11 protein-coding genes and 1 pseudogene are annotated in these 7,143 nt (G+C 62.5%); 1 reads left to right on the top strand and 11 read right to left on the bottom strand.

The genetic code is table 11. The annotated features are described in order from the left end of the window. The coding region (locus AC1D34_RS31715; protein WP_476826368.1) for a hypothetical protein at nt 1-493 on the top strand (493 nt) is incomplete at its 5' end. A gap of 249 nt (nt 494-742) precedes the next feature. On the opposite strand, the gene AC1D34_RS31710 is transcribed toward AC1D34_RS31715, so the two are convergent. The 11 genes and pseudogenes from AC1D34_RS31710 to AC1D34_RS31660 all read right to left on the bottom strand — a co-directional run. Further along, nucleotides 743-1,159, bottom strand: coding sequence for a hypothetical protein (locus AC1D34_RS31710; protein WP_476826367.1), 417 nt, complete (start codon nt 1,157-1,159; stop codon nt 743-745). Continuing rightward, on the bottom strand, nt 1,156-3,006 hold the full coding sequence (locus AC1D34_RS31705; protein WP_476826366.1) for a DNA polymerase: 1,851 nt from the start codon (nt 3,004-3,006) through the stop codon (nt 1,156-1,158). The genes AC1D34_RS31710 and AC1D34_RS31705 overlap by 4 nt, the downstream gene beginning before the upstream one ends. After that, nucleotides 3,006-4,376, bottom strand: a complete 1,371-nt coding sequence (locus AC1D34_RS31700) for a YqaJ viral recombinase family protein (protein WP_476826365.1) — start codon at nt 4,374-4,376, stop codon at nt 3,006-3,008. The genes AC1D34_RS31705 and AC1D34_RS31700 overlap by 1 nt, the downstream gene beginning before the upstream one ends. After that, complete coding sequence (locus AC1D34_RS31695) at nt 4,369-5,127, bottom strand: ERF family protein (RefSeq protein WP_476826364.1); 759 nt, start codon at nt 5,125-5,127, stop codon at nt 4,369-4,371. Before AC1D34_RS31695 ends, AC1D34_RS31700 begins: the two co-directional genes overlap by 8 nt. Next, entirely contained in the window at nt 5,124-5,327 is a 204-nt protein-coding gene (locus tag AC1D34_RS31690) for a hypothetical protein (protein ID WP_476826363.1), read from the bottom strand. Before AC1D34_RS31690 ends, AC1D34_RS31695 begins: the two co-directional genes overlap by 4 nt. After that, nucleotides 5,324-5,488, bottom strand: coding sequence for a hypothetical protein (locus AC1D34_RS31685; protein ID WP_476826362.1), 165 nt, complete (start codon nt 5,486-5,488; stop codon nt 5,324-5,326). Before AC1D34_RS31685 ends, AC1D34_RS31690 begins: the two co-directional genes overlap by 4 nt. A 96-nt stretch (nt 5,489-5,584) precedes the next feature. Further along, entirely contained in the window at nt 5,585-5,806 is a 222-nt protein-coding gene (locus AC1D34_RS31680; RefSeq protein ID WP_476826361.1) for a hypothetical protein, read from the bottom strand. 1 nt (nt 5,807) lies between these two features. Further along, nucleotides 5,808-6,092, bottom strand: a complete 285-nt coding sequence (locus tag AC1D34_RS31675) for a hypothetical protein (protein ID WP_476826360.1) — start codon at nt 6,090-6,092, stop codon at nt 5,808-5,810. Then, nucleotides 6,092-6,502, bottom strand: coding sequence for a hypothetical protein (locus tag AC1D34_RS31670; protein ID WP_476826359.1), 411 nt, complete (start codon nt 6,500-6,502; stop codon nt 6,092-6,094). The genes AC1D34_RS31675 and AC1D34_RS31670 overlap by 1 nt, the downstream gene beginning before the upstream one ends. Further along, the gene (locus AC1D34_RS31665) at nt 6,502-6,864 is read right to left on the bottom strand and encodes a hypothetical protein (protein WP_476826358.1); all 363 of its coding nucleotides are present in this window, start codon (nt 6,862-6,864) and stop codon (nt 6,502-6,504) included. Before AC1D34_RS31665 ends, AC1D34_RS31670 begins: the two co-directional genes overlap by 1 nt. Beyond that, nucleotides 6,865-7,143, bottom strand: a pseudogene (locus tag AC1D34_RS31660) (DUF7666 domain-containing protein); the annotation flags it as partial.

The following is a 7,143-nucleotide window of genomic DNA, read 5'->3' as shown; positions in this document are numbered from 1 at the left end:
CACGTGTATCCGTCGGCAAATGCGGCTCGATCCGCGCAAACTGCGCCTCCGTGAGCCAGAACTGATCCCGATTCATCCGTGCTTCCCCCCGGAAGCCGTGAATCACACCGAGCCGGCGAAGCCAACCATTTTATGGGTCCGAGCCCTAACACGAGCTTATCAGATGCTACGGAAGGGTGTCTGGCAACCAGGCCAGAGCGGCAATCCGAAGGGCCGCCCCTCGATCAAGGGGCCGGTGGAGGCGCTGGCGCGGGAGCACACCGAGGAGGCAGTTCGTACGCTTGTCGACCTGATGCGCAACGGCTTCCCGGATGCCGTGAAAGGTGCCGCCGCAAACGCGCTGTTGAGCCGGGGCTGGGGCTCGCCGCGGCAGTCCATCGAAGCCGACACCGTGCTTGCGCCAGTCGAGCATATGACCCTTGAGCAAGTCGAAGCCGAACTTGCGAGGCTCGGGTTCACTGGGGCGCTTGAAGACCAGAGCGACAAGGATTGAGGCAGCTCCTTGGCAGCTGTCTTCTTCCTCTCACGGACCCTGTGCCCGTAGGCGTGAGAAAAGCACAGGAGCCCGCCGCGGCGAGAGCCAGAGAGGCGACGCTGGTAATCCAGGTATACTTGTTGTTGCTCTTTCAGTTTCAGCTCCGCGCGTCGGATTAAGAACAACAAGAGAGAAAAGAAAGAAAGAAAGAGGGTGTAGGCCCAAGCTGAGGAACACCTCAGGCCCCAGCTGGGAAACAGCCCGGGCTCAGGGGGCCCGGGTCACAATTGGAGCCTGCCGTCGCAGCCATTCGACGGTGATCAGGCCGCCGCGTTCCAGGTCGCGCAGGATACGCGCCTTAACTTTCCGGCTGACGCCGAGGCGTCGGAGCCGGGCGCTGGGCAAGGGAAAGGGCGCATCGTTGGCTTTCCAGGCGAGATATTCGATCTCGACCCAGACCAGAAGCTCGGGTGATCGCGTGGCCTGGGAAGCCTTCACGGCTCGGGTGAGGGGTACCGGCGCGAAGGGCTCGTTACGGAGCTTAGGTTGCCGCACCCCGAGGCGTGTGGTGGACTTGAACTGATCCGCAAAGACCTTCGCGGTCGTCACGTTGGGGCCGACCACCACTACCTCGAGTTGGCGGCCGTCCCGGGTTTCGGTTACGGTTTTGCGGTCTTCGCTCATCTGTTGCCTCCCGTGAGGGAGCACCCAGCTTCCGGCAGCGCGCCGATCTCGACCAGCGTGTTCATGATGACTGCCCAGATCTTCTTGGCCACGTCCCGTTTATCCCGATAACGCGCGCCGCCTCGCAGCTCCTGGTCCTTGTCGACGCCAATCTCGATGCCACGGCAGACCTCGGTGCCGGCGGTCTGCATTATCTCAATCGCGTGCCGAACCTGCTCGTCGGTCTCGAGTTCGAACAGGATGCCGTCATGAACCAGCATGCTCGGAACGAGATCGGCGTCGCACAGGCGGTTAGCCGCGAGCCTCAACATTTCGGCGCCGCCGGCTTGCATGGGAAAATTGTAGAGTGTTCTTCGGTTGGGCGAGTGGCGGATCTTCAGTGGCCAGCCGTCGAACTCGGACACAATCGCACGCTCCAGCATGGCACGCTCAACCATGTTGGCGCGCCATTTCCAGAAATCGGGATAAGCGAGCTGGTGGCGGATGATGACCTCACTGGCAATCAGCGGGTGTCGATCGAGGCCACGGGCGAGTGAACGCACACCCATACCGTAATTGATGCCGAGCTGCAGCGCCTTGATCTGCTGACGTTGTTGAGGGTTAGCGTCCTTCCAGCTTTTCGGATCGAGGCTGGTCAGTCCGCACATCACCGCGAGGGCATGATAGACGTCGCCCGACAGATAGGCTCTCGCCAGGGCCTGATCGCCGCTTCGTGCCGCCGCAACGCCAACCTCCTGCGTTCGCCAGTCGAGATAGAGCCCGATCTTGCCCGGTGAGAATGTCATGAACGAGCGCAGGCCGGCATGGGTATTGAACAGGCTCTTGGCTTGCGCATTGCGCCCGGTTGCGGTGCCAAACGGAAACAAGCTCGGTCGGTTGCGGCCATCGCGTCCGATCGGGATGCGGGCGCGCATGATGACGCCCAGGCACTCACGCAGGGCCGAAAGCCCTTCGAGACCTGGGTGGGCGGTAGACATCAGGCGAAAGGCATCGCGTTTCAACTCGAGCGCGCCCGTGTCCAGGCGCGGCCAGTCGTTGATGTTGACGCTCCCGAGAAAGGACCGGAATCGCTCGGTGCTCCACTCCCCGTCGGGGGAGTAGATTGGACCCGGCCCGGCCTGGCTGGGGTCGAGTTGCTGGATCAGGGCAGCGATGACCTGATGTTTGTGCTCCTGAACAATCTCCCACAGCCAGGTATCGATCGGCATCCCGCGCGCCTGGATGCGGGCGACCGTCTTGCCGGAATAGTGGCTCCAGCGAATGACGGCGTCGGTATCGATGGGGGTGTGGTGGCCATAACCGGCGAGCTGCCGGCGTAATAGCTCCGCCGAAGCACGAACGTCTTCTTCGCAATATTGAAGCACGATCTCGCGGCTGTATTCGCGCCAGCGCCCTTCGCCGATCGCCTTGGCCAACCCCGGTTTGTCAATCGCTTCCCAGCCTGAGATGCCGTAGGCGGCACAGGCGTCGGCCAAACGCTTGCGCGGCTTTGCATAGGTCTCGTCCGGTTCATACGGCAGCAAGAGATTGCTGGTTGCCAGGTAGGCAGTGTGGAGATCGAGCACGAATGCCGGCAGTTGCCATCCGAGCGTCAGGAAACATGTCATCTCGGCTTGCAGGCTGTAGCCGACAACGAGGGTATCGGGGCCGATGTCGAAGGGTGGCTTCGGACCGAACTCGCCGCGCCACGCTCTGACGGTACCGACGTACCGGAGATGTGTATCCAGTACGTAGGCCACCATGCAAAGCACACTGGGGAGATCGCCGTCCCGAAGGCCGAACTCGCCGCCGCTTGWTTCGTACTCGAAATCGAGAACGACGATCGTCCTGAAGCGGCGGCGACGCATCACTTCAGATCCTGTTTCGCGCCAATCAGGCGGAGCAAGCCAGGATGGTTGCTGGTCGTAATGCTGGCATCGCGAAACGTGACCTCAAGATATTCGTGCACCGAGCGCAGCGGCCATTTCGGAGCCGGGAATGCGTCCTCATTCTGCGCGAACTTGTGCCCATACTCCTCCAGACCTTCGTCGCGGCGCGAGAACACCTGCGTCCACCTGGATTTTGACCGATCCAGAGCTGTGAGCGCCGTTGCATTCCACGCAGAGTCCAAGTTTTGCGAAGGTACGCTGCAGAAGAAGAGCACGTCATAGGGCTTGGTTGCCAACGCCAGACGATGCCGCTTGATCAGCTTCGGAGACAGGTACTCCATCGCGATCTCTTCCGTAATCAGGTGCAGCAGCGGGCGGGCARTGCCCTTGACCGGGACGCTTACGAAGCAGAGTTCGCAGGTCCAGTAGTTCTCTTCGTCTGGATGGACCCTGAAAAAATCCTCGGTCTCACCAGCCCTTATGATTTTCAAGGGAGCCAATGGCGTTGCCACGCCGGGCATTTCAGCCGACTTGGTCGACCGAAACCGGTTCATAAAATCGGCCCCCGGCTTGGCGATCGGCGGTGCGGACGGTCCGGCTTCGGGCGGAATCGACGTCACAAGCTTGGGAGTGGACACATTCGCCGCCATGGTTTGTGGCAGCGGTTCGTTTTCCGGTTGTGCGGTCGAAATGGTGTTCTTCGTACCCATATCTAGCCTCCTCTCGCCGGGCGCGGATCTCAGTCCGCCCAGGCATGCGAATGCGGATGAGACTCCCAGGCAGGCACCGGTTGGTGCGCGGGTGGGGTTGCAGAGGCCATTTGCCATGGTGGCTCTCGTCGCCCTGAAGGTGAAGAGCGGCATTCCCGGCCAATAGGCGGCAATGTCGATCCACTCGCGCTCCGCGACCCAAAGCTGGCCCTGGCATTGGGCCTTGTGCTCTGGCGGGAAGTCTCCGCGCAGAATGGCCTCGATCATCAGATGCGGCAGCTTGGTCTTGATCTCGACCATGCCGGCAGTGCCGATGAGGCTATCCGGGGATGCGCCCTTGCGGCCGCTACGGATAAATCCGACGCGCTCGCACTGATAGTCGGTCATGAACTCGTAGAGGTCCCGCGCCTCGTCCTCCATGACCTTGCCGCGCTCCATGTGAGCGTTGCTGAAGCTCTCCATGGGCTCGCCAGTGATGATCTCGCCGGCAAGCTTGTAGAGGTAGGTCTGGCGCGTCTTGCTGTCGCCGCCGCCTCGCCCCTTGGCCATGACGGTTGAGAACTCGCTGGCAGTCGGGATACCCATGCGTGCCCGGAACCAAACCTCGGTGTTCTGATCGCAGGTGACGATCTCAACCACGGCGCTGCTCCTTCTGCTTCAGGAGTTTCACGGCGGCGCCGAACTTGTCTGTCCGGATGTCGGCAAGGTCTTCGACTTTGAAGTAAGCCTTGAACTTGGGGACATCGGAACCCGTGGCCTCAAGCAGTTCGCGAAGCTCCATCACCTGCTCATCGGTGATCGTCTCGACTTCTTCAGACTTGCGCCCGTCATCATCTGCCGACGCGGCCAAGCCGAGAGCGGCCTTCAGCGTGTAGCGCTGCAAATAGGTGATCGTGCTACCAATCTGCTGGATCAGGTTCTTTTTGCCGCTGTCGTCGCGGCCGGCGGTCAACGTGTTCGTCTCGCTGTAGCCGTCGCGGTGGGCGACAATACAGGTCACGGAAACCGGCTGGTTCACCTCCGACAGTGTGCGGAAGCGATAGGACAAGCCGTGCTTGGCAAGGATCGGATCGACCGTGCGGGCGATCTCCCCCAGGTCTTCGTGGAGATAGCTGGTTTCGCCGCCGCCCTTCGTCTCGTAGCCAACGCGACGGTTCTTGACGATGACCGGGATTTCGGCCTTCGCAGCAGCAAGAGCGTTGTCGAAAGCCTTGCGGGCCTGATTGGCTTCCCAACGCTCCTGCAAGCCCATCAGCTTTTCGAGCGTCTCCATATTGGCGCCGCGCTCTACCGCCTGGCTGAGCATCGCCATGGGCGTGATAGCCGTCAGGGCATAAGATGGTGCGGGCTCGAACTCGCCGCGCACGATGGTCAGTGCTGCCTCGCTCATGCTGTCCTCCTCTGTTCTGCTGTCAGCGCCTCGTGGACGAGCGCGCGGCGGGTTTTCTGAATGTCTTTGGTCGGCTTGTGCTGGCGGCGGCGCTCTGCCTCTTCACGGCGGAGAGCGGCCAATGTCGGATTGCGTTGCTCGACGCGGCGGGCGAGCCACCAGGCCACGACACGCGAGACGATGCGGCGGATGTCGATCATTCGCCGGACTCGCGGTAGCGGCGGTCCATCCGGCGATAGTCGATGTCCTGCGCCCAATCGGTTTCAGGGATAACGCGAGGGAATAGCAGTATGGCCGTCCCGAAGGCCGCGATGACAACGACGATGACCAACGCAACGAAACCAATGACGAGCGTACCCATCTCAGCCTCCAATGATCAGCAGTTCGTGGGCGATGTAGATTTCAGCGAGGAAGAGGAGGAACCCGAGGGCTCCAATGACTTGGCGAATGGGCGTCATCACGCCGCTCCCTTCATGGGCTCGGGCGGGCAGATCGCGTCAGCCACGCGCTTGGCGTCCTCGGCGTAGGCGCTCTCGGTGCCGAGGCTGGTCGCCTCCAGCGTCGATTTGATTTCGGGCGGGCAGGAGCGGATCAGTCGCGAGATCCGCTTCTCCAGTTGCTCCGAGGTTGCGGCGATAGCGTCCAGCTCTGCCGCGATCTGATCGTTGAGCCACGTCATCTCAGGCTCCTTCAGTGGGTTCGGGGGAGAGGGTGCGGACGCTGACCAAACGGGCGCGGTGCGCTAGCCAGACCCAGCCGTGGGTGTAGCCAACCTTCACGATCTTCCCGATGAGGTCGGCGGGCTGGACTTCTTCCGGGAAATCGCCGTTTACGAAGAGGTCAACCAGCACTGTCCGCCCGCAACCGAACGAGCACTCATGGACGCGAAGCTCGGTGTTGTAGGCCTTGACGACCAGTGTGTGGGGCCGAGGGGCGATGTCATTGCCGTAGTCGAGAGCGACCATCACCGTCCCTCCTCATCGGCGCGGAGGGTGGGGGAGGCAGAGGCGAGGGCCGCGCGGGCTCGCCTGACGTTCTCGTCGAATTCGACCATCGTCGTGTGGCTGCCATCGATGTCACTGATGAACCACTTGAGCGCCTCGAACATSTTTGGCGCGGCGGCGGCCTGCTGCGCGATGGTCAAGAAGCGCTCATGTTGGCGCAGACAATCCCCCGGCTTGTGCTGGTTGCTCGCCTCGTCGAGAGCCCAGAGGGGCGAGAGTCGCTGTTGAACTTCCTGCGCCTTGTGCATGTACCAAGCGCCTTGAGCGCCGGACGTGCCCGCCATGTGGCAGATCACCTCGAACATCAGTTCGTAGCCGTAGGCCATCCGTTCGATAGCCTTCGCGCTGACCGTTTCGCGTTGCCCGCTCATTACGCCGCCCTCCCCATGTGGGCGCGGTCGTCGCGGGCCTGCTGGCGGCGGTAGTCGGCCCAGTCGCCGGCCTCGCGCTCAGCCTCGTCGCGCAGCTCGTCGGCATAGCGCTCGCGAAGCAACGAAGCGTCGCCCTTCGCCAGATCGTCGACCACCCACTGCTTGATGAAGTCGCAGACATAAGCCGCTGCGGGTCCAGAGGGCTTGCCCAGCGTCGGGAAGCCCTGATTGCGGACGCTCTCAACCGTGAAGCTCTCGCCGTCAGTCTCGATCTCAACCGAGAGGTACGGGCCGCCGAGGATCAAGCCGTCAGCGGTTTCGAACTCGCAGTTGTCGTAAGTCAGTTCGATGGTGCGTGCCATTTAAGCCTCCACCGGCTTGCCGTTGCGAAGGATGTAGAAGGTGTCCGCTTTGATGCCGTCGCGGCCCGCGATGCCGGCCCAGACCGCCACGATGTTCCAGCGATCGTCGCGCCCGACGAGGAACAGGGCGTTCCCCTCCTTGCCGGAGACGCGGCCTTCGTAGCCGCTCGCCATCGCGGCGCTCTGGTCCCCCGTGGCGGACGCGGCGCTCCGGTACCCCGTGGCGGACGCGGCGCTCTGGTCCCCCGTGGCGGACGCGGCGCTCTGGTACCCCGTGGC

Source organism: Allobosea sp. P1_A7 (genome assembly GCF_056406775.1).
Note: the sequence above shows the minus strand (reverse complement) of the source record. Positions and strands in the feature narration are given on the sequence as shown.

What these genes read in the sequence shown, in the direction of transcription:
- AC1D34_RS31710 (WP_476826367.1), bottom strand. Translation starts at nt 1,159, where the DNA reads ATGAGCGAAGACCGCAAAACCGTAACCGAAACCCGGGACGGCCGCCAA.
- AC1D34_RS31690 (WP_476826363.1), bottom strand. Translation starts at nt 5,327, where the DNA reads ATGATCGACATCCGCCGCATCGTCTCGCGTGTCGTGGCCTGGTGGCTC.
- AC1D34_RS31675 (WP_476826360.1), bottom strand. Translation starts at nt 6,092, where the DNA reads ATGGTCGCTCTCGACTACGGCAATGACATCGCCCCTCGGCCCCACACA.
- AC1D34_RS31665 (WP_476826358.1), bottom strand. Translation starts at nt 6,864, where the DNA reads ATGGCACGCACCATCGAACTGACTTACGACAACTGCGAGTTCGAAACC.
- AC1D34_RS31680 (WP_476826361.1), bottom strand. Translation starts at nt 5,806, where the DNA reads ATGACGTGGCTCAACGATCAGATCGCGGCAGAGCTGGACGCTATCGCC.
- AC1D34_RS31695 (WP_476826364.1), bottom strand. Translation starts at nt 5,127, where the DNA reads ATGAGCGAGGCAGCACTGACCATCGTGCGCGGCGAGTTCGAGCCCGCA.
- AC1D34_RS31685 (WP_476826362.1), bottom strand. Translation starts at nt 5,488, where the DNA reads ATGGGTACGCTCGTCATTGGTTTCGTTGCGTTGGTCATCGTCGTTGTC.